Source organism: Ruminococcus sp. 1001713B170207_170306_F1 (assembly GCF_015668065.1).
Lineage (GTDB): Bacteria > Bacillota > Clostridia > Lachnospirales > Lachnospiraceae > Blautia_A > Blautia_A faecis.
In genome coordinates this window covers 312,649-339,073 of the sequence record NZ_JADPEX010000001.1, presented here as the reverse complement: position 1 = coordinate 339,073, position 26,425 = coordinate 312,649, and the positions used below count along the sequence as shown (strand labels likewise).

Below are 26,425 nucleotides of genomic sequence, written 5' to 3'. Positions count from 1 at the left end.
AGTGCAACTCAAGTGAATCATACGGATTGAGACTGCCCTGAAAATACTGAAAAAATAAGGAAAAACCTGCATTTTGTTGTTGCAGAAATGCATGTGTTATGCCATACTATTTAGTCGTAAATACAACTATAAAGAAGAGGGATGTTCATGTATCTGGATTATGTTGTTGATATACCTGATGTAAAAGGAAAAATCACATTTCGAACCAAAGGTAAGACACGTTATGTTTATTATGAATACAGCCGTGAGTACGATCCGTCCAAACAGTATACAAATGTAAAAAGGGTTACCATCGGCAAGGTTTTACCGGAAGATGAAAATAAAACGAGACCTAATGAAAATTTCAGGAAATATTTTCCGGAGGTTGAGCAGCCTGAGGAAAAAACAGTTTCATGCAGGAGCAGCTGTTTGAAGACAGGTGCATATATGATCATAGATAAAGCTGCAAAAGATCTTGAACTGGATACAAAACTGCAGGATTCATTTGGGGCAAAAGCAGCCGGGATCATGCTTGACCTGGCAGCTTATTCCATTATTACAGAAGGGAATGCTGCACAGTATTATCCCGATTATTTTTACAATCATCCAAAAGTTATAAAATGTGATAAAAAAGTTGTAAAATGAAAATATTTTAGATATAATAAAGCAATGGAGAATTTTTTGAGTTATATCTATATAGCTGCAAATTGAATAATAAGCATAGATGCTGTAGCGGATTAGACTACGAGGGGATTTATTTTATGACTTATCAGCATTCTTGTGAAGTATTGAACTTTGCAGGGATGTTTTTGTATATATAAGTATTGACTATGAGGGTGGGATTACCGATTGATTGCAAAAAATGAACTATTAAAGAAATATAATATTTCTGAAGATGAATTTGAGGTAGCTGATATTAAATGGGAAGAGCTTGAATATATTTATAAAGACTTTTCCGAAAAGAGAAGTTCATATGAACAGAAACTGGCTGAATTTCAGAAAGAGTTCTTGATGAACATTTCCGAAAATGGTATTCATTCTATAAGAACAAGAGTGAAGGATGCAGAACATTTAATTGTAAAGATTATCAGAAAGCGACAGGAGAATTATAAGAAGTATAGAACGCTGGATAAGTATAATTATGAAAAATTTCTTACAGACTTGATTGGAATTCGTTGTTTTATACTTTTTAAAGCTGATTGGAAGAAATTTCACGCATATCTTGAAGAAAAAATTGAAGATAATCCCCAGTACTATTTGGATGATTGCTTAAAGGATTTTGACGAGGATACAGAGCATACTTATATGGCGGAAATGCCGAAGGTTCATATTCGAGATGGTGATGCACGGGAGATATATGAAACTGTGCTTCCGCCTGATGCAATAAAAAATAAAAAGATATATCGATCAGTACATTATATCGTTAAATATCATGGTGTTTATATTGAGATTCAAGTGAGGACATTGTTTGAGGAAGGATGGGGTGAAATAGATCACCACATTGTTTATCCATATTATCAGGATGACATGTTATTTCAGCAATACACCAGTCTGCTGAATCGTTTAACGGGGCTGGCGGATGAAATGAGCAGCTTTTTTTGTGAAGTAAAGCGTTTGGAAGAAGAGCATTTGCAAAGAGTGAAGACAGAACCGGATGGAAATGAGTCTCAAAAAATAGTAGATGAAGAAGATGAAATTAGTAAGGCTTGTCCTGTTGAGGAGAAAGAACCTTTGTTAGATGATAATACTGCTGCAGCATGTATACAAAATGTATTATATGAATGAGAGGAAATTTATGATGTCAGAAAAAAATTATTATTCAAAAGAGACAGAAGATTTTGCCAATGAAAGTATGAGACAGATAAAGTCAGGTGCGGTAAGAAACCATAAATTGAAGAACAGTGCAAGAATTCATACTGGTGAAATGGAAGAGGTGGAATGTGATGCATTTTGTAACTTTCTGATGTCGAAAAATTATTTTCTGGTAGATGAATTACGAGGATGTGAGAATGCGTAATATTGAGAATATTTATACTGACTATAATGGTCTTGTTGATGAGATAACGGAAGAAGCAATTAAGAATCGCATAAAGCAGCTTCAAACAGAGATGCAAGCCTTTATTGATAGCAATAAATTGCAGGATAAGGTCTTTATTCACCAAATGGCACTGAATCACGCTGTTATGGACTATTATTCTGATATTCAAAGATTAAAGAGTTATCAGGAAATAGGTCACATTAATGAGGTGAAAATTAAGGCATACGAAACGTTCTGGCTTTTGAAAAGGCGGCCTCTGCAGTTAAAAGCCCAGCTTGAAGATGATAAATGGCTATATATAAATGAGAAATTTTTATTAGCTCGTATTGCTAGCTTTATATTAAGAGATAATATAAACATACCGCTTACAAAAGAAAAAAAGGAAGCATTCACGAATTTCTTAGACACATTGTATTATTATCTTAAATTTAGAAAAACTGATGCTCAGGCTATAGAATTGATGTTGCTTGGCTTTGATGCAGGCAGAATTATAGCTGGCAGGTAAAGGCTCCGTAAGGAGCCTTTGTGTGTTTGTTGTAAAATAAAAGAAATGGAGCGTAAGAGAAAATGAATTTATCAAAAATACATCACATCGCAATCATCGTATCTGACTACGAAGCTGCAAAGGATTTTTATGTAAACAAGCTAGGCTTCTCTGTTATTAGCGAAAGCTACCGACCAGAGCGTAAGGACTGGAAGCTGGATCTTTGTGTTAATGAACACACGGAACTGGAGATTTTCGCTGAGGAAAACCCGCCGAAGCGTGTAAACCGCCCGGAAGCCTGTGGTCTGCGTCACCTTGCGTTCTGCGTTGATAGCGTGGAACAGACAGTGAATGAGCTGGCAGCGGTCGGAATTGAATGTGAGCCGATTCGTGTGGATGATTATACCGGCAAGAAGATGACTTTCTTTCATGACCCAGACGGTTTGCCGTTGGAACTGCACGAATAATTATGGGAGAAAAAAGAGCGTATAAAGCTTAGAAGCCTGGCGGCTGGAAGAAGCTGAAACAAGGTACAGGATACTTTCGAGGAGTACCAAGAAATACAGAACTATAAAGAAGCAATGATGTTAGAGGTGGAATGGACTGTAATAAGTTGGTGGAGCGCTTCATGTACAGGTTTGCATAGAGTGTCGTTAATATGTGACTCCCCACACAGGATCAGGGTGAAATAGTTTACAGAGTCGTATCCATAGTTCGGTAGCATCTGTGCCATGCCGGGGCTGGAGGCAAAGAGTGGTGTTGATTGAAAAACAATTTACATGTAAAATATATACGAGTATAGTATAATACAACTATAGGAAACTGCTGAAACTAATGGAAAGTTACATAATGTTTGTATGATTGTTAACTGGTTTCAGAAGGGGGTACTATTAGATTGGCAGGTACTCGGTATTGAAAATAAAGGGGGAAAGTGGGGGCACTTATAGAATGGGGTTAACTCAAAATGGTAAAAACATTATAAATGGGGAATTTATAAATCTTTATATTCAAAAGGAAGGTCAAAAAAGACCTAATTTTGCAGCTGCAGACTGGGGAAAAAATTGGGGAAAAGGTTATCATCAGTTTGCATATAGAAATATGAGAATGCCATTTGTCGGGAGAGAAGAGGAGAAAAAGAAACTAATCAATTTTCTTGCCGGAGATCAAAAGTTTAAATGGCTGATTGTTACAGGGAGAGCTGGAAGTGGAAAGTCTACATTGGTATATAATGCATTGTATGAAAATGAAGAAATAAGAAAGAACTGGAAGATTTATGGACCAACCTATAAACAGCTGGAAGATTTTAATTATTTTAATATATGCCAGTCAGGGATAAAGAATATTGTATTTGTGCTTGACTATGTATTGATTCATGTGGCTGAGATTGGAGAATGGATAGAAAGTATCTATAGTGAATGTGAGCAGGGGGATATATATATCAGAATCATATTGATTGAGCGCTTTTTTGAGAAAAAGAATGAACCTTATTGGTATATTAAGTTAACGAAAGATAGTGGATTGGATGAAATACTGGAGAACGAGGATGAACCATATCACATTCAGCTGGAAAATTGTCTGATGAGAAATTACAGGCAATATTTATGCAGTATGTTCGAGAGAATGCAGAACGATATGAACAAATATATGGTAAAAAACTGGTTCCTTCATTTTGCCGGGCAGCTGCCAAATTGATTGTACAGAACCTGGATGAGAAATGCAAGCTTCCTCTCTATATATTGTATATAGCAGATGCGTGGATCACAGATTGTAATAGGTATGGATGTGGCTGGAATGAAGAAGAAACGTTAAAACATATTATAGAAAAAGAAGTGCAGAGAATTGCGAAAGTTTTTGATAACAAAAAAGAACCAGTAGAAGCAGTAAGAACAATACTTGCTTATGTAATGGCGCTTAAAGGACTGAATTTACAAAAGTGTGAGTTTTTACAGGACGAATTTGAAGCTGTAAGGAAGAATCTTAGGAATGCTAATATATATCTGAGAAATGTATTTAATGAAGTAGGGAATATATCGGACGGAAAAGAAAGAATTTTATATTCGCCGTTTCCAGATATTGTAAGTGAGTACTATTGTCTGGAATTTCTTGAAGAAAAGGATAAGGATGATTTTGATAAAAAATTTATTCTGCAATTTGTTGAGCAGTGTTGGAAGGCAGATCCGAATGCATTTTCTGGATTTTTATCCAGAGTTATAGCCGATTTTCACAATCATAGCATGGTCAGTTTTGAATATATTCTTAAAAGACCTGGGACTTTAGCAGGAGAGAATAAAAAATTGTATGCGGATATTCTTCAAGAGTATACATATTGGAATAATGATGTGTTGGAATATTACGATGAAATATGTGCACAATATGATTGGATTCTGAACCAGAAATGTGATGCTAAGGTTTTGGAAGCTGTTTATAGGGCTTATGCAGTTACTCTATTTAATATGGCATACTGGTATGAAAAAGAATCAAATGAGAACGAAAAATGGAAGAGTTACATGGACTTAATTTATAATCGTTCGCGAACAATAGAGCAAAGCAACGATGCAACAATACGAATGTCATATAATATGATTGAAAAAATAAGAGATGGAAAAATTAAGAAAAAAGGGAATGTTAAAACTAACATGTGTTTTTGAATTAACAGACGAAAGAAGACAGTGTATGTATTACACACTATCTTCTTTCGTCTGCAGGCAATCAATTTTTTTTATTAAGATGGCTCCTCGCTAACTCCAGTGTGAACCCGGAAATGCAGCTGTTAGCTGTTATTTCGTCTATCAGCTTAGGACACTGTTCCCGTAGTGCAGTCTGGATGTGGTTCAGTATCTCTGTCAATGAGAATGTTTGGTGAACCGGAACCCAAAGGACCACGCGGGAGTGGTTAGTATAAAAACCACACTGCAGATGCTGCGTAGTGTAATGTGGTTGCAAGTCCAATGCACAATGCAGCATCGGGAATGCTAAATACTCTAAAAGCTGTTCGTAGTAGAGTTTTGTCTTGATGTCTTTTAGATCGGCACCAGAGAGGTGTTCGGGGCGTTCGGTAATGGAATACATAGTGGACCTCCTTCATCTTTTTTCGCAGTATACTGTGGCAGGTCCCTGCGGCATAAGGCAGGAACTTTGAACGAAAGCGTAACAGAACCATTAGATACATTCTCCTTTCTGTGGTGTGAATTTGTTGGTTTCGTTTTGATTTTTTATTTCGTTATTGCCAGAAACGGAATGTGATAATGTACGTATGAATTTCTGGCAGTAGTCTTTAAAGTCCATAAAAATTCTTTGAAAAAGTCTTGTTTTTTCTGGTGCATTCTCTATGGAAGACTTTAAACGAACCCATTCTTTTAGCCATTCTATCGTTTCCCTGTCTGCAAGAAAATCTGGTGAAGACAAGATTAACAAAAGGGATGAATCGACTGTATAGATATTTCGGGCAATTTGATACAGGTCAATTTCATTTCCATTGTAATCGTAAAACTGCTCATGGTCACTTTTGTAATCTAAAATGCATTGGACCAGTAAGTAGTCTAGTGATACATTCAAGTGAGGAGCAATTCTAATCAAAGATTCTATCGGGATTTTTTTTCGGGCTCCTGTCTCCAGCTTGGAAATTTCAGCTGTGCTGAATGAAGAGAGTGTTCCTAGATCCGTTTGCGTTAGCTGGAGACTTTCGCGTAGAACGCGAATCGTATTCCCCAGGGCTTGTGCGTCGTAATGAGGCACAGTATTTGCCTTAGGGGTAGCATACTGTTCTTTTTTCAATCTTGTTTACCTCCTAAACTGTCAAAATATAATTCATTATCTGTTTTACATTATAATAGCTGCCTCCAAAACAGTCAATACAAAATCTGAAAATGGATAACAAATATTTAGAAAAATAACAAAAAAATAAACATAAATTGTGCATTATAACAAAAGGCGAAAATAAACACATAGAATCATATATCTTATATTTACAAAAAATAAATAATGTAGTATGATTAGAACATAAATAAAGGAAAATGAAAATTGATAATTAAGTTTCCAAAAAAGGAGATGGTGTAATGAAAAAAAGAATAAAAGATACACCTGTTTCACCAGAAACATACAGAAGCGAATTCGCGAATACCTATCGTAGAGCAATTGAATTTTATTTGGGTACTCCTAAAGAGGAATCTGTTTATGTAGAGGATCCTGAATTGGAAAGAGAATTAATGCGGCTGTTTCTTGACTGTGAAAGTAAGATTATTTATTTCCTAGGAAAAGAAGGAATTGGTAAAACTACTTTTTTAAAAAATGTATTTGGTCTGTCTGATAATGCAGTGGTTTTTGACGAAGCGAAAGATATTGCATGTATATCTATGAGTTTCCGGGGGGTATTGTTAGAAAAGGATGCAAATGAGTATATAATTAATAGTATTTCATGTGTATGTACCGCTTTAGAAGAAAGATATGGATTTAGAGAAAATTTCTATTCTATAGAAGGACATAATTTATTTTTTGATTATATAAAAGAAACGTATTGTTCATTGCTTGAGAATGTATCTTCTGTAGAATTGATTGGAAAAAGTGCGCAAGATATCAGATTATTGAAGCTACAGCGCGCAGAGCAGAAATATCCTTATGCTTATATGGTGTCGAAACTGAATTTCTATTTAAATTATTATTGTATGGCGATTCATAATATTGTTATTGTAATTGACAATACGGAGGTATTGAACAAGGAAATACGAGGGAAGATAGCCAAAAGTATTTTATCATTTTTCTCAGGTTTAATAAATGATAAATATATAGATTCTGCGAAAAAGAATTTGGCGGTAAATTTGATATTCAGTATGAGACCGTCAACATATGAAGAGCTAGTTAAGACAGAAGAAATAAAAGCATATCATCCGGTAACTGTTTTACATAAAGAAAAGCCAGTAGATATGGTGAAATACTTTTCATTGAAAAGAGATACGATTATTGATAAAAATGGAATGGAAGAAGTGTGGGATGATGCTTATGAAATCATAATGACTTTGGCAAATAAGTTCAACCATAAGTATTCGGATATGATTAGCAATTTATGTAATTATGATTTTGAAAGCATGAAGAAAATCTATAAAAAGATTTTGATGAATAAAGTATGGCTTTTAAGAGGGGAACGAAGAAGAGACTTTCTTAATATGTCAAAAACGGATTACCTGTTTAATAACATAAGCGTTTTGCGGGCAATAGCCTGTGGAAATAATGCTGTATATAGAGGTGAGAAAAGTGTAGTTGTCCCGAACGCAATGTTAAATGATGAGTTTAACGATGACAGTATGCTTAGTCTGTTGGTGATGAGTTTTTTTATGCGGGAAAGAAAGTTGATAATGGAGAAAAGATTATTTGATTATTTTGAAAGGATATTTGGCAGTGATCCTAGAATTAGGGAGTCTCTGGAACGAGTGGTAAAACATTTTTTGGATACAGAGATTTTGGAAGAAACCTATAATTGGAAAAATCCAATACAGAAAAGCAAATACTTGTATCTAACTAGCAGAGGAGAAGAAATTTGGCATCTATTTAAATCGGATAGTGTACTTCTGGAGATGTATCGTGAGGATTATTTTTTTGATGAGGAGGATGATGCCTGTGATTTTACTTCAAGTTTTCAGCTGATGAATACGGTCGGTCAGTATGAAATATTTATACAGCTTTTTCTTTACATTGATCTGCTCATCGAGAAAGAAAAAGAATTACACAGGAAAGTAAAAAGTAATGGAACATTAGGAGAGTACTATAGCTGTTTTGGAAGTAAGATTCAGGCCAAAAGATTGCTGGAAGGGGTGTTGAAGTCAATTGAGTATTCTGGAAATATGTATACATACGATATTCAGAATGAAATTACAAGGTTAGAGAACAAGATTAAAAATATTGATGCGTAAAGGATGGAGGATGAAATATGAATACAACGATTTTGATGGCGATTAGTGAATGGGCAGTTAAGAATTTAAAAATCAAAGAGTCTATAAAAAACGTAGGTACATCTGTACTTCAGAAGTGCTTATGGACTCCGCTGGAGAACAAGATCATTGATTATTTCTCATCTAAGGAAAATGCTTTGCAGTTTGTAGAACGGGTTTCTACGTTAGATGCAGTAAATATAAAGAAACCTGAACGAGATGTAGAAGACATTTATGAAGACCTGGAAGGAAAGGAAAAACCGAAGGAGCTGTTTAATGAGATTGTTGAGTTCCTAAATGAAAATCAAAGTCTGATTCAGCAGATAAACCAGAATGACAATAGAAATACCGGAACCGGCATCTATATTGGCAGCCAGAAAGCTGAAAAAATTATCAATAACAATAATCAAGGTGGAATGACGATTTATTTGTGAGGAATAGTATGAACGTACTTGCAATGTTCTTAATAGAATTTATAAGCTTTTCAATTATTGTAGGCATCTTTATAGACCTGATCACTGGTCACCGGCCACGGGCGGTGGTGATGGGAATTTTGATGGTGGTTATTTTGGTAATTGCATACATATATACAGCATATTATAGGTGAACTTTGATATAGCATTTATACGAAAGAAGAATTCAATGAGGTATATTGATTATGATAAAGAAATATGGAGCACGTTTTTCACCGATGTCTTTGATATATCTGTTAATAACAGGGGCTATACTGGGAATCGTCATAATCAGATCTGCTTCAGGTTTTGAAGTGCTAAAGGAATTTATGGTTACGCTTGTTGAAAATTTTGATATTCATTTGTCAATGGAGAATGTAATAGAGGTTGCAGATGGTGATGGATTTGAATTAGTTTTTTTCGTGTTATGTATGCTGCAGGTTACGTTCATCTCGCGTATAATTGGGATGTTTATAGAGGATGGAACTTATTTAGATGATATTTTTATGTTCCTGGGAAGCACATGCCTGTCTTGCTTTTTGAGCATATCATATAGCTTATATCCTATAAAATTATTAGAAAGTCCGATCAGTTATGTAACGATTGGAATTTGGGTCGGATTAAATTTTATATACGGTTTTGCAAAAGGCGTCCAGGGAGTGGCTGAGTATGAATGGGGTGCATATATCTTTGTATTCAGATGTATGTTGTATTTCTTTATAAACCCTTTTATGTTGGGATTTCTGTGTGTGCTGTTTCCTACATTATTGGGAGTCCAGCTGTATGCATGGCTGTATGATATTATTTTGTATAAGAATATAGTTCTATTGGTTATAACGGTTCTCCTTATATCATATCCGTTGAATAAACTTTGTGGGAAATTGATGGACTGGCTGCTTAATTTGGTTACAGTATCGTATGAGGGCGCTGTGGATATATTTTATGGCGTTTTTTCCTTAGTATTGATTGTAGGATGGTTTGTATTGATGATTTTTAAGACAGGATATACAGACATAACGTTTACCATTGATAATGAAAAATACGTCTACCAGGCTATAAAGACGGTTAACAGGGGAATAGAAGAAGATCTCTGGTGGGGATATTTTTCTGATGGAACCTTAGTGCTGGATGGCGAAGATGTAAGAATGAAGGATTATAATTTTGATAATTCTCCCTGGTATGAATATCGTGACGAAATAAACAGAATTGTTGTTTTGGATGGAATCAAATATATTGGTAATTGCAGCTTTTGCGGCATGTATAATGTTAAGGAAATATACATTTCAAAAGACGTTAATGAGATTTCTAATCTGGTATTTTTGGACTGTAAATCGCTGGAATCAATAAATGTTGATAAGGAAAATAAAGCTTATTCCAGTGTGGACGGTGTGCTTTTTGACAAAAACCAAACCAGGCTATTGACTTGCCCAGAAGCAAAAAAGACCATTGAAATCCCTGCTTCTGTAACGGAAATTGAGGAGGATTTTACATATGATCATATATTGGAAGAGATTAATGTCAGTGATGATAATAAATATTTTTCATCCAGGAACGGTGTTTTGTATAATAAAGCAGGCACGCAATTGATCAGATGTCCGATTGGCAAAAAGGGAGAATATTCTATAGACAATAATACGAAGAAAATAGAGGCTTGTGCATTTCAATATTGTAGGGGACTGGAGAAGGTTGTTTTATCAAACAAATTGGAAGAAATTGGAGATTCAGCATTTTCTGGTTGCAAAAAGCTTAAGGAAATGGTAATCCCGGAATCTGTAAAAAATGTAGAAGGTTATGCTTTTATGGATTGCGAAGATCTGGAAGAAGTGGTATTTGAGGGAAAGCTTGAAGAAATAGGCTATGATGTATTCTTGCGTTCAAATCCCCGGATTTCAGGGTTGAATTTGCCGTTGAAGAATAGCGGAGGGCATAGACATTCTTCTTAAATTCCGTTATAATATCTGTCTTTTTGAGTTGAATTACGCCCCGGGAAAATTTCTGGAAGTTCACAATTTTGAAAAGTATTTCTTTGTTGCTGTATGAAAGAAAATTATAAAGTGAAAATTTTGAAACTGGACAAAATGTATGGATTGATATATACTTTAAAAATAAAATGAATGAATAAAAAACCAAATGCATACAAATAATAGAAAAGCCGTAAATCTTATTGCAAAGGAAGCAAAGAATATGAGAGAAAAAAGATTAGTACGAATTATACAAAACGAACTGATAAATTTTAAGAACGTAGAGTATGGAAAAATTAAGTACATGAATTATAGCAGTGTGCAAAAAAACGCTTGTATTACAGAGAATGATATTGTAGGAATATATGGACAAAACGGATCTGGAAAAACAGCATTGGTTGAAGCTCTTGATATATTAAAACATGTACTTAGTGGAATGGAAATTCCATTTGATAGCTATGAAGGCTTGCTCAGCGACAAGGGAGATACTGCAATTAAAACAATCTTTTTTATTGAGAAAGGTAATATAAAATACAAAGCAGTATATGATGCTACTTTTGCAGTGGATACAGCAGAAAAGAAAATTTTGTTAAAAACAGAATCACTTTCCTTTGAAGAAAAAGGTTCTGGATGGAAAAATGAAAGAAGAGTACTGTTCTCGAATCCGTATTATGATAGTGATGCAATTATAAATAATGTGGAGCCGGATATTGAATCTAAAAGAATTGATTTCTTTGAAAAAATGGGTATGCTTAAAAATCTGGCTGTATATTGTGCACAGAAGAATGTATCTATTTTCTTTAACGATTTGATTTTGAAGAGTATGTTAGGAAATCAAAGCGGAGTAAATGGTGAAGAAGATTTTAGAAATATTATTCAAAGTTTAATTCATTTTGGAAGAGCTTGTTTTCAGGTGGTAAAGGTAAATCAATTAGGTGCCATAAATAGCAACGTCATTCCGCTTAATGTTCATCGGGAAAAGGGAAACATGATTACACAAGGATGTCTTCCGCTTGTAATGATGGGAAGGGGAGAAGTACCAGAAGAAATTTATGAACAACTGAAACCTGTCATTGCTTCTATTAATATTGCTATCAAATCTATTATTCCGAAATTATCTATAGAGTTATCGGTATGTAATGAGGAAATAAAATCAGATGGAAACAAATATCTGCAGGTGGAAGTATATTCAAACCGTGATGGGAAGAAATTTTTAACAAAATATGAATCAGAGGGAATCAAACGAATCATTTCTCTTTTACAGTATTTGATTGCATTATATAATTCACCAGAAGTATGTCTTGTAGTGGATGAACTTGATTCCGGGATTTTTGAGTATTTATTAGGAGAAATGCTGGGAATGTTGAATGAGGACGCAAAGGGACAATTGATATTCACTTCGCATAATCTTCGCATATTGGAAAAACTTCCAAATAAAAATATTGTATGCTCAACAATTAATCCTAAAAACAGGTATATCCGTCTGGTAGGAGTAGAAAAAAATCATAACAGAAGAGATTTTTATATTAGAACGATTACACTTGGTGGACAAAAAGAAGAACTGTACGATGAGACAGAACTTCAAGCCATGGGATATGCTTTCCGACGTGCAGCCCAGGGAGAGGCAGAGGTCGAAATAGAAATGTCAGATGCCTTTAAAAAGCTTTTGAATGAAGTTGATCTGTAATGAAAGCACAGTAGAGAGGGGATGATTCCTATGGCTAAAAAAACAACAAGGAAAGCAGTAATATTTGTTGTTGAAGGGAAATCGGATAAAAAAGCTTTAGAACATATTTTTCAGGTAATATATAAACATAAGAACGTTACGTTTGAATTTACCAGAGGAGATGTGACAAGTGACGAAACATTGACTTTAAATGAGGTAGTGCAGACTATCTACGAAAAAGTAGAATCCTATCGGAAAGAGAAAAAATTGAATAAAAACGATATATGGCAGATTGTACAGATTTTTGATACAGATGGAACTTACATTCCGGAAAGTGCAATTGTTACAGGTAAGACAAAAGAATTTTATTATACTACGGAAGAAATATCTTGCAAGGATACGGGAAAAGTGGTAAGAAGGAATGAATGGAAAAGTAGCATGATGAATGAGCTTTTGAAATTATCCGACATTAAAGGAATTCCTTATAAATGTTATTTTATGTCTTCCAATTTAGATCACGCACTTTATAATAAGCAGAATCTAACGGATGAGGAAAAAGAACTTTATTCAATCAAATTTTACGAAATGTTTGAAGGCCGCGAAAAGCTGTTTATAAAATATTTGGAGAGTGATGTGGTGAATGGGTGCCCAGATAGTTTCCCTGCTTCATGGAAATATATAAAAGAGGAACTTCATTCTCTGGAACGACATTCGAATTTACATATTTATTTTAAGGAAAATCCGTATTTGTAAGTTTCAAGAGGTCACCGGGATCCTGATAGATAGATTGCTGGAAAGCAAATAGAGGTTTCCCGGTGATTTTAATTTTATTTTGTCTTTATGAAATATACCTCACCGAGAGTCTGAAGTTGTTCTACGGAAGGCATGAATTCTCTATTTTCTGCACGTCCGATTATGGAGCGGTTAATACCGGTTATCTCTGCAAGTGCAGACTGGGAAAGATTTTTCTCTTTTCTTTTCGCAGAGATGGTCTCTGCCATGAGTTCTTTTAATATTTTTTCATTTGATCATCTGCTTGAATATAAATGCTATTTAAAGTAGTACTGTCTGTAACGTTATGAAAAAAACGAAATTAAATCGTGGCTTGTAAAATATAGGTTTTGACACTACCTTGACGGTATTGGAGGTATGAAAAATGGATATTAGGGGAAAGTTTTTTCCAGTTGGACTTGGTTTGACGTATGCATTTAAAATAAGCGACGTAATTGGTGTGAATGATGTACATTTATTGTATGATATAAATAGAAAATGCGATATGAAGGAATTAGAAATTTTTTATGGAAATAAAGAGATTGATTATTTGATTTTGTCGCATTTACATGCAGATCATGTGAACGGTGTAGATAAATTATGCAAAGCTGGATTTAGAGTTAGGAAAATATACATTCCATATCTGAATGATGATGAAAGAATATTTGTTGAGTTGAAGTGGCTGTTTAAAACCGGAAACTACCAGAGCTATACAAGAATTGTTGATCGATTGAGAGAAATACTGGAAAATGTTGATGTTATAGAAGTTGGTGTAGAGCGGGGCGATGGACAGATAAGCTTTACTGTAGGGAAAAAGTTATGGCAGTTTAATATATTTCAGAATAAAGGAAATTCGGCAGCTGCTATGAATGATATAAAAACACGTTTGCAAAGGATGGGTATAAGTAATAATACCAGTATACAAAATGTGAACATAAAAGACCTTAGAAAAGCTTATAATAAGTCAATGGGAAAACATAATTTCAAATTAAACGAGACAAGCATTTTTTTGGAACATGGTCCATTGATGAAACAAATAAAAATTATAGGTATAAATGGTTATGATTTTTTTACAGGAACAAATGGAAACATGTTTGAAATTGGAACGCATTCGTTGATCACCGGAGATATGAACCTGAATGAAAAGAGAAATGAACGTGTTGTAAGTAATTATTATAATATATTAGGAGTTGTCTTAGTGCCACATCATTCGGGCGTTCATGAGTGGAGTGCGTATGTTTGCCAAAATATGCATTATGCGGTGTGGGTAGTCGGGATTAGCGGAATAGGAGTTCGGCCATATGGAAAAGTTGTTAAGGACATATATGGTAATGGGCAGAAACTGTATATATGTGATAAGAATTATTCATTTGAATATGTTTACGGATAGAAGTGAGAATCAGTCAGGGCCCCTTTTGGGGGAGCCCTTGACTAAGTACAGCTATTCCTCAAATTCCGCGATCACCACATACCCACTAAGCGGTGCCTTTTCCACACTTACAATGGTTCCTTCCTTTGCCTTGATTCTCTGTGAGTTCGGATAGCAGCCGGACATGGCTACAGCAGGCTCAATGATATAGCTGTAGTTCATGTAGGACTGGTATTCTGTGATCTGAATCTTATCTCCTGGTTTCACCAGTCCCGGACGCTCCATTTTAAAACTTTCCTGACGCATGTGAATTCCCTCTTTTCAAAAATTGATTTATATTTTACACTGTACTTAGAATAGCACAAAACAGAAAAAAAGTCATCTGTCAGAAAATGTGCTAGCGTTCACAAAATCATCATAAGCCTGTGTTAAGATACAGGTAAATCGTACAAAAAAGTAAAAACATGCGATAAATGAGGTTGACCAAAAAGGGAGGACAAAATATGGATACATTAAAAATCCTTGTAGTGGATGATGAAAGCCGAATGAGAAAGCTTGTAAAAGACTTTTTAACAAAGAAGAATTTTCAGGTGCTGGAAGCAGGAGATGGAGAGGAAGCCATGGATATCTTTTATAAAGAAAAAGATATTGCCCTGATCATCCTGGATGTAATGATGCCAAAGATGGACGGCTGGGAAGTATGCCGTGAGGTGCGCAAGAATTCCAAAGTGCCGATCATTATGCTGACAGCAAGAGGAGATGAGCGTGATGAGCTTCTTGGTTTTGACCTGGGTGTGGATGAGTATATTTCCAAGCCATTCAGCCCGAAGATCTTGGTAGCCAGAGTAGAAGCTATCCTTCGCCGTACCGGACAGACCGGAGCGGAAGATGTGCTCAGCGCAGGGGGAATTGTGATCGATAAGGCTGCCCATCTTGCAACAGTCGATAACAAGCCTATGGATCTTAGCTTTAAGGAATTTGAGCTTCTTACTTACTTTTTGGAAAATCAGGGAATTGCTCTTTCCAGGGAAAAAATCCTTAATTCTGTTTGGAATTATGATTATTTCGGAGATGCCAGAACCATTGACACACATGTGAAGAAATTAAGAAGTAAAATGGGGGATAAAGGTGAGTACATCAAGACCGTATGGGGAATGGGTTACAAGTTTGAGGTAGAGTGATGAAGAAATCAAAGAAGCCAAAGAAAATCCGCTCCATAAAGCACCAGATCACGTTTACATTTATAGGTCTTTTATTCCTTTCCATTCTCACGATTTCCATGATCAACGGAGCATTTCTGGAAAAATATTATGTGTCAAAAAAGACGGAAACTCTTCTGGAAGCAAGGGAAGTGCTGAGTCAGATCAACACGGATTCTATGACAGAGGACGATGTGGAAAGCGAGCAGGAAGAATTGTCTTCTGAGATCATTCAGGAAAGCTCCAGGAATAATCTGACCTGGGTGGTTGTCAATGAGGATAATACGAAATATCTGTGCTGGCCGGAGAATGAAGATCAGCTTAGAAGCAAGCTGTTTTTTGGCTATGCCAGTGATCTTGATATGGATAACGGAAAAGGCACAATTCTGAAACAGACAGAAAACTGTGTGGTTCAGCAGGTACATGACCGTTTCGTTGGCATGGATTATGTAGAGTGCTGGGGAAAGTTTGACAACGGCAATTATTTCCTGATCCGAAGCCCTTTGGAAAGTATTCAGGAAAGCGCCAATATTTCCAATAAGTTTTATTTTTTTGTAGGAATTGTCATTATTGTTATAAGTGGAATGTGTATTATGGCAGTAACCAGAAAGCTGACCAGACCTATTTCCGAACTGACGGAGCTTTCCCGTAAGATGACAGATCTTGATTTTGAGGCAAGATATAAGAGTAAAGCAGGCAATGAGATCGATGTGCTGGGAGATAATTTTAACAAAATGTCCAGCCAGCTGGAGCACACCATTTCCGAGCTGAAATCTGCCAACAATGAACTACAAAAAGACATTGAGGATAAAGTAAAGATCGATGAAATGCGAAAAGAATTTCTGGACAATGTTTCCCATGAACTGAAAACACCAATCGCTCTTGTACAAGGATACGCAGAGGGACTGAAAGAGAATATCAATGATGATCCTGAAAGCATGGATTTTTACTGTGACGTCATTATTGATGAAGCCTCCAAGATGAACAAGCTGGTAAAAAATCTTCTTACGCTGAACCAGCTGGAATCAGGAAAAGACGCAGCTGTTATGGAACGTTTTGATCTGACTGCATTGATCAAAGGCGTTCTTTCCACCATGGATATCATGATCAGGCAGAAAGAAGCCCGGGTAATTTTTAATGAGACAGAGCCTCTTTATGTCTGGGCAGATGAGTTTAAGACAGAGGAAGTTGTGACGAATTATGTAAGCAATGCCCTGCATCATCTGGATGGAGAAAAAATTGTGGAGATCAAAGTCCAGAAACAGGAAGACAGAGTGAAAGTAACGGTATTTAATACCGGAACCCCAATCCCGGAGGCCGATCTCCCGAATTTGTGGAACAAGTTCTACAAGGTAGACAAAGCCCGCACCAGAGAGTATGGCGGAAGCGGAATCGGACTTTCTATTGTAAAGGCTATTATGGAAGGTATGAATCAACAGTACGGTGTTCAGAATTTTGATAACGGGGTGGAATTCTGGTTTACCCTGGATCGGAAATAATTGTTTTATTTAGCTCTTTGCAACCGCCTGTTTTTGCGTTATACTGTAAGAATATGAAAGTGGATGTTCAGCAATATTGTGCTTTGAGAAGGCAGTATTTGCTGATTAAAAGCATTTATATGATGGCAGAAAATGCTGAACACAATAGACGCAGTATTGACGAAAAACAGACAACAGGAGGAGCCCGAATGATAGCAATAATTGACTATGATGCAGGTAATATAAAGAGTGTGGAAAAAGCCCTTCATTACCTTGGAGAGGAAACTGTAGTTTCCAGAGATCCTCAGGTATTACTGAGTGCAGATAAAGTAATTCTTCCAGGGGTTGGAAGCTTTGGAGATGCCATGAATAATCTGAATAAATTCGGACTTGTACCTGTGATCAAGAAGATTACAGAGAAAGGAACTCCATTCCTTGGAATCTGTCTGGGGTTGCAACTCCTTTTTGAGTCCAGCGATGAAACTCCGGGAGTGGAAGGGCTGGGACTACTGAAGGGGAAAATTGTGAAAATTCCTCCGGCTCCAGGACTTAAGATTCCTCATATGGGTTGGAACTCCCTTCATCTTCAGAATGATGGCCGCCTGTTTAAAGGAATCCCGGAAGAGACTTACGTCTACTTCGTTCATTCCTACTACCTTCAGGCAGAAGAGCCGGAGATTGTGAAAGCCACCACCCAGTATGGTGTAACCATCCATGCTTCCGTCGAAAAAGATAACATATTCGCCTGCCAGTTTCATCCGGAGAAGAGCAGTAAATATGGTCTGAAAATACTGGAGAATTTTGCAAAGCTTGGGAAGGAGGCATGATCATGTTTACAAAACGAATTATTCCCTGTCTGGATGTAAATAATGGACGTGTGGTAAAAGGTGTTAATTTCGTAGATCTGAAAGACGCCGGAGATCCGGTAGAGATTGCGAAAGCATACGATGCGGCAGGAGCTGACGAAGTAGTATTTCTTGACATTACAGCCTCCTGCGAACAGCGCGACACTGTAGTAGATATGGTTCGAAAAGTAGCAGCCAACGTATTCATTCCATTTACAGTTGGCGGCGGAATCCGTACTGTAGATGATTTCAAGAGACTGCTCCGCGAGGGTGCAGACAAGATTTCTGTAAACTCCGCAGCCATTGACCGTCCGGAGCTGATCCGTGAGGCAGCAGACAAATTCGGCAGCCAGTGTGTAGTAGTTGCCATTGACGCCAAGCGTCGTCCTGATGGCGGCTGGAATATCTATAAGCATGGCGGTCGTCTGGATACAGGAATTGATGCCATTGAGTGGGCGAAGAAAGTGGAAGCTCTTGGCGCTGGAGAAATCCTTCTCACCAGCATGGATTGTGACGGAACCAAAGCTGGCTACGACATCCCTTTAACCCGTGCCGTATCCGATGCCGTCTCCATCCCGGTCATCGCTTCCGGTGGTGCCGGTACTCTGGAGCACTTCTACGAAGGCCTTACCGATGGCGGTGCCGATGCAGTTCTGGCAGCTTCCCTGTTCCACTATAAAGAACTGGAAATTTCTCAGGTGAAGGATTACCTGGCTGAAAAAGGTGTTCCGGTAAGACGATAGAATATATAATTGCTATTTAATTGGTTGGTCGTTATCCCGGACGCGATTTCACAATGTATATTCACCGCCGCGCGTCGCAACGTTCCGGCAAGCTAATGACTAACTACGACTAAGACGCTCAGGAGAGCCTTCGCGCCTAAGTCTCCGTAAGTCATGGATCTCGCCTCCACTAAAACCGCTCCTGAAATGCGCGGCTTGCGAATATACATTGCAAAATCGCTGGATGCTGGAAAGGGAAGATCTTCATTAAAAGTTCTTATCAACCAGCAAGTCTCAGCCAGTGCACAGCATTTGGGCAATGTGTATTACTCCAGCGAGCCATTTCAGGCGCGCTCTTAGCGTAAGCGAAATCCAGCGCTTACGGAGACTTATGCGTGAGGGCTCTCCCGAACGCATTAGTCGCAGTTAGCGATTAGTTCGCTGGAGCGTTGCGCCGGCGAGTGAGTAATACACATTGTCCAAATGCGTCCGCATTGAAGAACTTTTAATCAACTAAATAGTAAAATACAAAAGATGAGGTGGCAATTAAAATGGGTCAGATATCAGGAGACTGGCAGGTCGCGCTGAAGAATGAATTTCATCAGCCCTATTATGCCAAACTATATAAAACAATAATGGAAGAATACCGCACCAGGAAAGTATTCCCACCGCCCCAGGATATGTTTAATGCTTTCGAATACACACCGTTAAACGATGTAAAAGTAGTTATTCTGGGTCAGGATCCCTATCATAACGATGGACAGGCCAACGGCCTTTGCTTCTCTGTAAGAGAAGATATAGACATTCCCCCATCTCTGGTAAACATTTATAAAGAACTTCACAGTGACCTGGGCTGTTATATTCCTGACAACGGCTGCCTGGAAAAATGGGCAAAACAAGGCGTATTTCTTCTGAATACAGTACTGACCGTCCGCGCCCACCAGGCGTTTTCACACAGAGGAATCGGCTGGGAACAGTTTACCGATGCGGTTATCCAGACCCTGAATGATCAGGACCGCCCGATCGTATATCTTCTCTGGGGAAGACCTGCCCAGATGAAAAAGGCAATGCTGAACAATCCGAAGCAGCTGGTACTCACCGCTGCACATCCAAGCCCGCTGTCTGCGTCAAGAGGATTTTTCGGATGCAGGCATTTCAGCCAGACCAATGAATTTCTGGAGAAAAACGGGCTTGCCCCCATTGACTGGCAGATTGAAAATATCAAAAAGGAACAATAAGAAATGGGGAAAAAGAACGATAACACACTTGTAAAAAATGCTTCATTCCTGATGATCGCGGCATTGATCTCCAAGATCATCGGAATGCTCTATAAAAGTCCGCTTTCCAATACTCTTGGAAATAACAGTATGGGTCTTTTCAATTATGCCCAGAATGTTTACTTTATCCTGCTGATGATCGCTTCTTTCAGCATTCCGCAGGCAGTATCCAAGATTATGGCAGAAAAGTTGGCTTTTAAACGTTACAGAGACGCCCAGAAGGTATTTCACTGTGCGCTGTTATATGTAATCATAATGGGAGGTGTAGTAGCACTTTTTTGTCTTTTCGGTTCGTCCATTCTGGTGCCGGAATCCATGTCCGGAGCCAGACTTGCACTGAAAATGCTGGCACCAACCATTTTCCTGTCAGGAATTCTTGGTACCTTCCGAGGTTATTTTCAGGCATATCGAAACATGCTCCCTACCTCATTGTCCCAGATTGTGGAACAGTGTTTTGTAGCGGTTTTTGCAATCCTGATGTCTACTGTCATGCTGAATAAATTCAGTAGTGCGGAGGAATCTGTACGAAATGCCTGGGGGGCTGCCGGAGCTACTATGGGAACCGGTGCCGGAGTTGCATCAGCATTACTTTTCATGCTTTTTGTATATTGGGTAAACCGAAAGAATATCAAAAAGAGACTGGCAAGGGATACCCATTCCCGTGATGAGGCCACCGGTGAGGTTATGAAGAATATCGTTCTCATCGTAATGCCGATCATCCTCAGCTCTTTTATTTACAATGTAAACGGCTTTATTAACAGTTATATGTATTCCGGTATTCAGGGCTTTAAGGGAATTGACCATGACACTATTACAAGCCTTTATGCGGAATATGGTTATTATATGACCCTGATCAATATTCCCCTTACGCTTGCAAGCACAGCCCCCACATCCATGATTCCGGAGGTTTCTGCCCAGTATGCCAAGAGGGACATGGACAGTGCCAGAGACAAGATTGACCGCGCAACCTGGATCAGTATGTTTATTTCCATTCCATGTGCAGTTGGACTTGCAGTTCTTGCCGGCCCGATCACAAGACTTCTGTTTCCGCGAACAGAGGGGGCAGCAGCTCAGCTGATGATGCTTGGTGTCATTACCATCATCCTCAATGGAAATTCCAATATTTCCAATGGTGTGCTGCAGGGAATCGGAAAGCCCAATATCCCCATGATCAATGCGGCAATTGCCCTGGTGGTGGATGTGATCGCCATGGCAATTCTGCTGTTTGCAACTGACCTTGGCGTATATGCCATTGTAGTGGCTATGATTATTTATGCGGTTGTTATGTGTCTGCTGAACGAGCGGGCGATGAAACAGTATATGCAGTACAAAAATCCATGGAGAAGTGCTTATCTGAATCCACTTCTGGCATCTGTGCCTATGGCTGTAGTGGCTGGATTTTCCTATTATGGAATTTATAAGCTGATCCATTCCAATTTTATCAGCCTTGGAATCGCAGTGGTTCTTGGAATGGCTGCCTATTTTATTGTATATCTGGCAGTGAGCAAGCCATCTGATGAGCAGTTTGCCATGATGCCAGGCGGAGCCTACCTGAAGAAAATTGCAGGGAAACTGCCGTTTTAGAACATGGTTTTTAAATATGCTATTAAAATTATAATATATTGACTTTTAGATATGCATAGGTTATAATGCCATTCGGCAAGAAAGAAGCGATATGTTCAATGTATGCAGCACGAAAGCCCTCAGAGCGGCAACTCTGAGGGCTTTCTTTTTGTATTTTTTTCGGAATACGAACCGAGGTTAGTTGTTATTCTTCGTCTCTTCTGCCTTCAAATTCTTCTGTGCAGTAGAAAGCATCAGTTTAATTCGGTTCAGCTGGTTTACTTCACTTGCACCCGGGTCGTAGTCGATGGCTGCAATGTTTGCCTTCGGATACTGACGGCGGATCTCTTTGATAACACCCTTACCAACAATGTGGTTCGGCAGGCAGCCGAACGGCTGGATACAAACAATATTCGGAACATCATCATGGATCAGTTCCATCATTTCACCGGTCAGGAACCATCCCTCGCCAGTCTGGTTACCCTCGGAAACAATGGGGCGTGCCATATTTGCCAGGTCGCGAATGTCCGCAGTCGGATGGAAATGACGGCTTTCCGCAAGTGCCTCATTTGCAGTCTTACGAACCCAGTCGATTGCCTTAATACCTATATTTCCAAAGAATGCCTTGGATTTCTTAAATCCAAGATTGTCGACCTTGAAATTCTGATTGTAGAAGCAGTAAGACATAAAGTCGATCAGATCCGGTACCACAGGCTCAGCCCCTTCGGCTTCCAGAAGCTCTGCAAGGTGATTGTTTGCAGCCGGAAGGAATTTAACCAGGATCTCACCTACAATACCAACACGAGGCTTCTTCTCATCACTGATCGGGATGGTATCGAAATCGTGAACCATTTCCCGGCACATTTTCTTAAACTGGCTGTGGCTTAATGAGCTGCCGGTAAGAAATGCAATCACACGTTTTTCCCAGATCTTGTGCTTGCGGTTTACAATGTCCTTCTCCAGTTCATATGGGCGCATGCGGTAAATACATTTCATAAGAATATCACCAAACACAGCGGCATACACAACAGCCTTCACCAGCGGAAGAGTAAGCTTAAATCCAGGGTTGCTCTCCAGACCGCTAAGGTTAAGGGAGATAACCGGAACCTGTTCCATTCCCGCTTTCTTAAGGGCACGGCGGATAAAAGCAATATAGTTGGATGCACGGCATCCACCGCCTGTCTGGGACATGATAACTGCAGTCTTGTTCAGGTCGTATTTGCCTGATAAAAGAGCGTCCATAATCTGTCCCACAACGATCAGGGAAGGATAGCAGGCATCATTATTTACATATTTCAGACCTACGTCTACGGCATGCTTGTTGTCATTTGGAAGCACCTCCAGATGATAACCGTTTGCATTAAAAGCGGCTTCCAATAAGGAAAAGTGCACCGGTGACATCTGCGGGCAGAGGATGGTGTAATCCTTGCGCATCTCCTTAGTAAACGAAACCTTCTCGATAGAAGATGGTTTAATGGTGCGCTCCCTTTTCTGAGCATCCTTTGCACGGAGGGCTGCAAGAAGGGATCTGACACGGATCCTTGCGGCACCAAGGTTGTTAACCTCATCAATTTTCAGGCAGGTATAAATCTTGCCGCTGCCATCCAGAATTTCATAAACCTCATCGGTGGTGACCGCGTCAAGTCCGCAGCCAAAGGAGTTCAGCTGGATCAGATCCAGATCATCACGGGTTTTCACAAAGTTTGCTGCTGCATACAGTCTGGAGTGGTACATCCACTGGTCATTGACACGGATCGGGCGCTCAACAGGTACCAGATGGGAAACAGAATCCTCAGTGAGGACTGCCACACCATAGCTGTTGATCAGATCCGGGATACCGTGATGAATCTCAGGGTCAATATGGTAAGGACGACCAGCCAGAACGATGCCCCGGCGGCCTGTCTCCTTCAGGTACTGAAGTGTCTCCTCACCTTTTTTCTCAATGTCCTTATGTACGGCAGCCATTTCCTCCCATGCCTTGTGAGCGGCTTCCTTCACCTCAGATTCCGGGATATCCGGGAAAATCTCAGTCAGTCTCTTTGTAACGATCTCTTCAGAGGTCAGGGCCAGGAACGGATTCATAAAGGTAATGGACGGATCGTGAAGCTCGTCCACATTGTTCTTAATATTCTCTGCATAAGAGGTAACGATAGGGCAGTTGTAATGGTTGACTGCATCCGGGAATTCATTTCGCTCGTAAGGGATACACGGATAGAAAATGAATTTCACACCATTTTTGATCAGCCAGGTCACATGTCCGTGGGCAAGCTTGGCTGGATAGCACTCGGATTCGCTTGGAATGGATTCAATGCCCAGCTCATAAATCTTTCTAGTAGAGGTAGGAGAAAGCACTACCTGATATTTCAGCTTAGTAAAGAAGGTATACCAGAAAGGATAATTCTCAAACATATTTAAAACTCGCGGAATACCAACTTTTCCCCGGGGAGCTTTATCCGGAGAAAGAGGCGGATAGGAGAAAAGCCGTTTGTACTTGTATTCATAAAGGTTGGGGATATGATCCTTATTCTTCTCCTTACCAATACCGCGCTCACAGCGGTTACCGCTTACGAACTGACGCCCGCCAGTGAATTTGTTGATGGTAAGACGACAGTTATTGGTACATCCGTGGCAGTTGGCCATGGAGGTGGTATATTTCAGCTCGTTGATCTTGTCAATGGAAAGCATGGTGGTTTCACGGCCTTCTGCGTGGTAGCGCTCCTTGGCAATGAGGGCAGCACCGAAAGCCCCCATAATACCGGCAATGTCAGGACGAATAGCTTCACAGCCTGCTATACGCTCAAAGCTTCGAAGTACACCGTCGTTGTAGAAGGTTCCACCCTGTACCACAATATGACGTCCCAGCTCTTTGGCATCGGAAACCTTGATAACCTTGTAAAGCGCATTCTTAATAACAGAGTATGCAAGACCTGCAGAAATATCAGCTACGGATGCGCCTTCCTTCTGGGCCTGCTTTACTTTGGAGTTCATAAATACAGTACATCTTGTTCCAAGGTCAATGGGGTGCTCTGCAAACAGGGCAGCCTTGGCAAAATCCTGTACGGAGTAATTCAGAGACTTGGCAAAGGTTTCGATAAAGGAACCACAGCCAGAGGAACATGCCTCGTTCAGCTGTACGCTGTCTACGGTCTGATTACGGATCTTGATGCATTTCATATCCTGTCCGCCGATATCTACAATACAGTCAACCTCCGGGTCAAAGAAAGCAGCCGCATAGTAGTGGGAAACGGTCTCAACTTCCCCCTCATCCAGCAGCAGAGCAGCCTTCATCAGCGCCTCGCCGTAACCTGTGGAACAGGAAAACGCAATGTGTGCATCTTCAGGAAGAATGCTGTAGATCTCCTGGATAGAACGGATGGCTGTCTTAAGCGGGCTTCCGTTATTATTGCTGTAGAAGGAGTAAAGCAGGGTTCCGTCCTCACCTACAAGAGCAGTCTTGGTGGTGGTGGAACCTGCATCAATACCCAGATAGCAGTTGCCGTGATACTGGGAAAGGTCACCCTTCTTTACCTGATAGGCACTCTGACGCTTGTTAAATGCCTCATAGTCTTCCTCCGTGGCAAACAGAGGCTCCATACGTTCCACCTCGAAATCCAGTTTGATGGAGTTCTTCAGGCGGTTTGTCATATCTGTAAGGGAAACGGTTACCTCATCCTTCGCATTCATAGCAGAACCCATAGCTGCGAAAAGATGGGAATTCTCAGGTGTGATAGCGTGCTCGTCATCCAGCTTCAGGGTACGGATAAAGGCAGCCTTCAGCTGATCCAGAAAGTGAAGGGGACCGCCGAGAAATGCAACATGACCGCGGATCGGCTTGCCGCAGGCAAGACCGGAAATGGTCTGGTTTACAACTGCCTGGAAAATGGAAGCGGAAAGATCCTCCTTGGTGGCGCCGTCGTTGATCAGAGGCTGGATGTCAGTCTTGGCAAATACGCCGCAGCGAGCTGCGATGGGATAAAGCGCCTTGTAATTCTTCGCATATTCATTCAGTCCGGTGGCATCTGTCTGAAGCAGGGAAGCCATCTGATCAATGAAAGAACCGGTACCGCCTGCGCAGATACCATTCATACGCTGTTCAATATTGCCGCCCTCGAAGTAGATGATCTTGGCATCCTCACCGCCAAGCTCGATGGCAACATCAGTCTGGGGCGCAATTTTCTGAAGAGAAGTGGATACCGCAATTACCTCCTGTACAAAAGGAACGCCAAGGTGGTTGGCGAGGGTAAGTCCGCCGGAGCCTGTGATTACCGGATGAAGGGTAAGTTCTCCAAGTTTGCCATAAGCTTTCGCCAGAAGCTCTGCCAGTGTTTCCTGGATGTTGGCGAAATGACGCTGGTAATCTGCGAAAAGCAGGGTGTCGTTTTCATCAAGTATTGCAATTTTGACAGTGGTGGAACCAATGTCAATTCCTAATGTGTATTTGTTGCTCATGTAAAGAATATGCCTCCTCATCTGTTGCATATGTGCTTAAATCGTTACTGTTCACTTCGTTTACAGTAACACGCTTCGCGATGCACAGAAATCATGCTTTGCATGATTTCGCGCCGCAACTCTCGGGTTTTCTGTGAACTTTGTTCACAAAAAACACCTCGCGGAATGTTACCAGTGAACAGTAACCTTAAATCTTCTTATTTATATGTGAAAAATTCAAATGCAAATATTCCGTAATATTATACGATACC

General features: G+C 39.5%; 24 protein-coding genes. 19 read left to right on the top strand and 5 right to left on the bottom strand.

Annotated elements, in window-relative coordinates; genetic code table 11:
* Positions 1–147: 147 nt before the first annotated feature.
* The 7 genes from I4V84_RS01500 to I4V84_RS01470 all read left to right on the top strand — a co-directional run bounded on the left by I4V84_RS01500 (position 148) and on the right by I4V84_RS01470 (position 5,149).
* On the top strand, positions 148–624 hold the full coding sequence (locus I4V84_RS01500) for a hypothetical protein (RefSeq protein ID WP_195991100.1): 477 nt from the start codon (positions 148–150) through the stop codon (positions 622–624).
* A 204-nt stretch (positions 625–828) separates the two neighbouring features.
* Complete coding sequence (locus I4V84_RS01495; protein WP_195991099.1) at positions 829–1,764, top strand: GTP pyrophosphokinase; 936 nt, start codon at positions 829–831, stop codon at positions 1,762–1,764.
* Between the two features lie 10 nt (positions 1,765–1,774).
* Positions 1,775–1,996 carry a hypothetical protein gene (locus I4V84_RS01490; RefSeq protein ID WP_156331260.1) on the top strand — a complete coding sequence of 74 codons (222 nt, stop codon included), beginning with the start codon at positions 1,775–1,777 and terminating at the stop codon, positions 1,994–1,996.
* Entirely contained in the window at positions 1,989–2,522 is a 534-nt protein-coding gene (locus tag I4V84_RS01485) for a hypothetical protein (protein WP_195991098.1), read from the top strand. The genes I4V84_RS01490 and I4V84_RS01485 overlap by 8 nt, the downstream gene beginning before the upstream one ends.
* 62 nt (positions 2,523–2,584) lie before the next feature.
* The gene (locus I4V84_RS01480) at positions 2,585–2,968 is read left to right on the top strand and encodes a VOC family protein (RefSeq protein WP_195991097.1); all 384 of its coding nucleotides are present in this window, start codon (positions 2,585–2,587) and stop codon (positions 2,966–2,968) included.
* Between the two features lie 481 nt (positions 2,969–3,449).
* Positions 3,450–4,193 carry an NB-ARC domain-containing protein gene (locus tag I4V84_RS01475; protein ID WP_195991096.1) on the top strand — a complete coding sequence of 248 codons (744 nt, stop codon included), beginning with the start codon at positions 3,450–3,452 and terminating at the stop codon, positions 4,191–4,193.
* Positions 4,103–5,149 carry a hypothetical protein gene (locus tag I4V84_RS01470; protein ID WP_207748607.1) on the top strand — a complete coding sequence of 349 codons (1,047 nt, stop codon included), beginning with the start codon at positions 4,103–4,105 and terminating at the stop codon, positions 5,147–5,149. Before I4V84_RS01475 ends, I4V84_RS01470 begins: the two co-directional genes overlap by 91 nt.
* Before the next feature lie 61 nt (positions 5,150–5,210).
* On the opposite strand, the gene I4V84_RS01465 is transcribed toward I4V84_RS01470, so the two are convergent.
* A complete protein-coding gene (locus tag I4V84_RS01465; RefSeq protein ID WP_195991094.1) occupies positions 5,211–5,570 on the bottom strand; it encodes a hypothetical protein in 360 nt (119 codons plus the stop codon).
* Positions 5,571–5,660: 90 nt separating this feature from the next.
* Entirely contained in the window at positions 5,661–6,275 is a 615-nt protein-coding gene (locus tag I4V84_RS01460) for a helix-turn-helix transcriptional regulator (RefSeq protein ID WP_195991093.1), read from the bottom strand.
* Positions 6,276–6,556: 281 nt separating this feature from the next.
* Here I4V84_RS01460 and I4V84_RS01455 point away from each other — a divergent pair, with 281 nt between their 5' ends.
* The 5 genes from I4V84_RS01455 to I4V84_RS01435 all read left to right on the top strand — a co-directional run bounded on the left by I4V84_RS01455 (position 6,557) and on the right by I4V84_RS01435 (position 13,254).
* On the top strand, positions 6,557–8,404 hold the full coding sequence (locus I4V84_RS01455; protein ID WP_195991092.1) for a hypothetical protein: 1,848 nt from the start codon (positions 6,557–6,559) through the stop codon (positions 8,402–8,404).
* A 17-nt stretch (positions 8,405–8,421) separates the two neighbouring features.
* A complete protein-coding gene (locus I4V84_RS01450) occupies positions 8,422–8,856 on the top strand; it encodes a hypothetical protein (RefSeq protein WP_195991091.1) in 435 nt (144 codons plus the stop codon).
* Positions 8,857–9,080: 224 nt separating this feature from the next.
* Positions 9,081–10,817 carry a leucine-rich repeat protein gene (locus tag I4V84_RS01445; RefSeq protein ID WP_195991090.1) on the top strand — a complete coding sequence of 579 codons (1,737 nt, stop codon included), beginning with the start codon at positions 9,081–9,083 and terminating at the stop codon, positions 10,815–10,817.
* Positions 10,818–11,058: 241 nt separating this feature from the next.
* Positions 11,059–12,522: an AAA family ATPase gene (locus I4V84_RS01440; protein WP_195991089.1), complete on the top strand. Its 1,464-nt coding sequence runs from the start codon at positions 11,059–11,061 to the stop codon at positions 12,520–12,522.
* Between the two features lie 30 nt (positions 12,523–12,552).
* Entirely contained in the window at positions 12,553–13,254 is a 702-nt protein-coding gene (locus I4V84_RS01435) for a hypothetical protein (RefSeq protein WP_195991088.1), read from the top strand.
* Between the two features lie 74 nt (positions 13,255–13,328).
* Here the strand turns inward: I4V84_RS01435 and I4V84_RS01430 are convergent, their stop codons facing one another.
* Positions 13,329–13,502, bottom strand: a complete 174-nt coding sequence (locus tag I4V84_RS01430; protein WP_195991087.1) for a helix-turn-helix transcriptional regulator — start codon at positions 13,500–13,502, stop codon at positions 13,329–13,331.
* A gap of 155 nt (positions 13,503–13,657) precedes the next feature.
* Between I4V84_RS01430 and I4V84_RS01425 the strand changes: the two genes are divergently transcribed.
* Complete coding sequence (locus I4V84_RS01425) at positions 13,658–14,662, top strand: MBL fold metallo-hydrolase (protein WP_195991086.1); 1,005 nt, start codon at positions 13,658–13,660, stop codon at positions 14,660–14,662.
* A 51-nt stretch (positions 14,663–14,713) separates the two neighbouring features.
* On the opposite strand, the gene I4V84_RS01420 is transcribed toward I4V84_RS01425, so the two are convergent.
* On the bottom strand, positions 14,714–14,947 hold the full coding sequence (locus tag I4V84_RS01420) for a hypothetical protein (protein WP_118584275.1): 234 nt from the start codon (positions 14,945–14,947) through the stop codon (positions 14,714–14,716).
* 197 nt (positions 14,948–15,144) lie between these two features.
* Between I4V84_RS01420 and I4V84_RS01415 the strand changes: the two genes are divergently transcribed.
* From I4V84_RS01415 to I4V84_RS01390, 6 genes are all read left to right on the top strand, one after another.
* Positions 15,145–15,822 (top strand): response regulator transcription factor, encoded by a 678-nt coding sequence (locus tag I4V84_RS01415; RefSeq protein WP_195409831.1) that lies wholly within the window; start codon positions 15,145–15,147, stop codon positions 15,820–15,822.
* On the top strand, positions 15,822–17,339 hold the full coding sequence (locus tag I4V84_RS01410; protein ID WP_195991085.1) for a HAMP domain-containing sensor histidine kinase: 1,518 nt from the start codon (positions 15,822–15,824) through the stop codon (positions 17,337–17,339). Before I4V84_RS01415 ends, I4V84_RS01410 begins: the two co-directional genes overlap by 1 nt.
* Positions 17,340–17,527: 188 nt before the next feature.
* The gene (gene hisH / locus I4V84_RS01405) at positions 17,528–18,145 is read left to right on the top strand and encodes an imidazole glycerol phosphate synthase subunit HisH (protein ID WP_195991084.1); all 618 of its coding nucleotides are present in this window, start codon (positions 17,528–17,530) and stop codon (positions 18,143–18,145) included.
* 2 nt (positions 18,146–18,147) lie between these two features.
* A complete protein-coding gene (gene hisF / locus I4V84_RS01400) occupies positions 18,148–18,906 on the top strand; it encodes an imidazole glycerol phosphate synthase subunit HisF (protein WP_195991083.1) in 759 nt (252 codons plus the stop codon).
* A gap of 530 nt (positions 18,907–19,436) precedes the next feature.
* Positions 19,437–20,123, top strand: coding sequence for a uracil-DNA glycosylase (gene ung / locus I4V84_RS01395; RefSeq protein ID WP_195379442.1), 687 nt, complete (start codon positions 19,437–19,439; stop codon positions 20,121–20,123).
* Positions 20,124–20,126: 3 nt separating this feature from the next.
* Positions 20,127–21,746: a polysaccharide biosynthesis protein gene (locus I4V84_RS01390; protein ID WP_148461838.1), complete on the top strand. Its 1,620-nt coding sequence runs from the start codon at positions 20,127–20,129 to the stop codon at positions 21,744–21,746.
* Between the two features lie 177 nt (positions 21,747–21,923).
* On the opposite strand, the gene I4V84_RS01385 is transcribed toward I4V84_RS01390, so the two are convergent.
* Positions 21,924–26,174: a 2-hydroxyacyl-CoA dehydratase gene (locus I4V84_RS01385; RefSeq protein ID WP_195991082.1), complete on the bottom strand. Its 4,251-nt coding sequence runs from the start codon at positions 26,172–26,174 to the stop codon at positions 21,924–21,926.
* Between the last annotated feature and the right edge of the window lie 251 nt (positions 26,175–26,425).

Coding starts and splice junctions, on each gene's coding strand:
- I4V84_RS01430 (WP_195991087.1), bottom strand. CDS start 13,502: ATGGCAGAGACCATCTCTGCGAAAAGAAAAGAGAAAAATCTTTCCCAG.
- I4V84_RS01410 (WP_195991085.1), top strand. CDS start 15,822: ATGAAGAAATCAAAGAAGCCAAAGAAAATCCGCTCCATAAAGCACCAG.
- hisH (WP_195991084.1), top strand. CDS start 17,528: ATGATAGCAATAATTGACTATGATGCAGGTAATATAAAGAGTGTGGAA.
- ung (WP_195379442.1), top strand. CDS start 19,437: ATGGGTCAGATATCAGGAGACTGGCAGGTCGCGCTGAAGAATGAATTT.
- I4V84_RS01390 (WP_148461838.1), top strand. CDS start 20,127: ATGGGGAAAAAGAACGATAACACACTTGTAAAAAATGCTTCATTCCTG.
- hisF (WP_195991083.1), top strand. CDS start 18,148: ATGTTTACAAAACGAATTATTCCCTGTCTGGATGTAAATAATGGACGT.
- I4V84_RS01385 (WP_195991082.1), bottom strand. CDS start 26,174: ATGAGCAACAAATACACATTAGGAATTGACATTGGTTCCACCACTGTC.
- I4V84_RS01470 (WP_207748607.1), top strand. CDS start 4,103: ATGCAGTATGTTCGAGAGAATGCAGAACGATATGAACAAATATATGGT.
- I4V84_RS01500 (WP_195991100.1), top strand. CDS start 148: ATGTATCTGGATTATGTTGTTGATATACCTGATGTAAAAGGAAAAATC.
- I4V84_RS01440 (WP_195991089.1), top strand. CDS start 11,059: ATGAGAGAAAAAAGATTAGTACGAATTATACAAAACGAACTGATAAAT.
- I4V84_RS01480 (WP_195991097.1), top strand. CDS start 2,585: ATGAATTTATCAAAAATACATCACATCGCAATCATCGTATCTGACTAC.
- I4V84_RS01420 (WP_118584275.1), bottom strand. CDS start 14,947: ATGCGTCAGGAAAGTTTTAAAATGGAGCGTCCGGGACTGGTGAAACCA.
- I4V84_RS01445 (WP_195991090.1), top strand. CDS start 9,081: ATGATAAAGAAATATGGAGCACGTTTTTCACCGATGTCTTTGATATAT.
- I4V84_RS01490 (WP_156331260.1), top strand. CDS start 1,775: ATGATGTCAGAAAAAAATTATTATTCAAAAGAGACAGAAGATTTTGCC.
- I4V84_RS01455 (WP_195991092.1), top strand. CDS start 6,557: ATGAAAAAAAGAATAAAAGATACACCTGTTTCACCAGAAACATACAGA.
- I4V84_RS01485 (WP_195991098.1), top strand. CDS start 1,989: ATGCGTAATATTGAGAATATTTATACTGACTATAATGGTCTTGTTGAT.
- I4V84_RS01425 (WP_195991086.1), top strand. CDS start 13,658: ATGGATATTAGGGGAAAGTTTTTTCCAGTTGGACTTGGTTTGACGTAT.
- I4V84_RS01465 (WP_195991094.1), bottom strand. CDS start 5,570: ATGTATTCCATTACCGAACGCCCCGAACACCTCTCTGGTGCCGATCTA.
- I4V84_RS01435 (WP_195991088.1), top strand. CDS start 12,553: ATGGCTAAAAAAACAACAAGGAAAGCAGTAATATTTGTTGTTGAAGGG.
- I4V84_RS01415 (WP_195409831.1), top strand. CDS start 15,145: ATGGATACATTAAAAATCCTTGTAGTGGATGATGAAAGCCGAATGAGA.
- I4V84_RS01450 (WP_195991091.1), top strand. CDS start 8,422: ATGAATACAACGATTTTGATGGCGATTAGTGAATGGGCAGTTAAGAAT.
- I4V84_RS01475 (WP_195991096.1), top strand. CDS start 3,450: ATGGGGTTAACTCAAAATGGTAAAAACATTATAAATGGGGAATTTATA.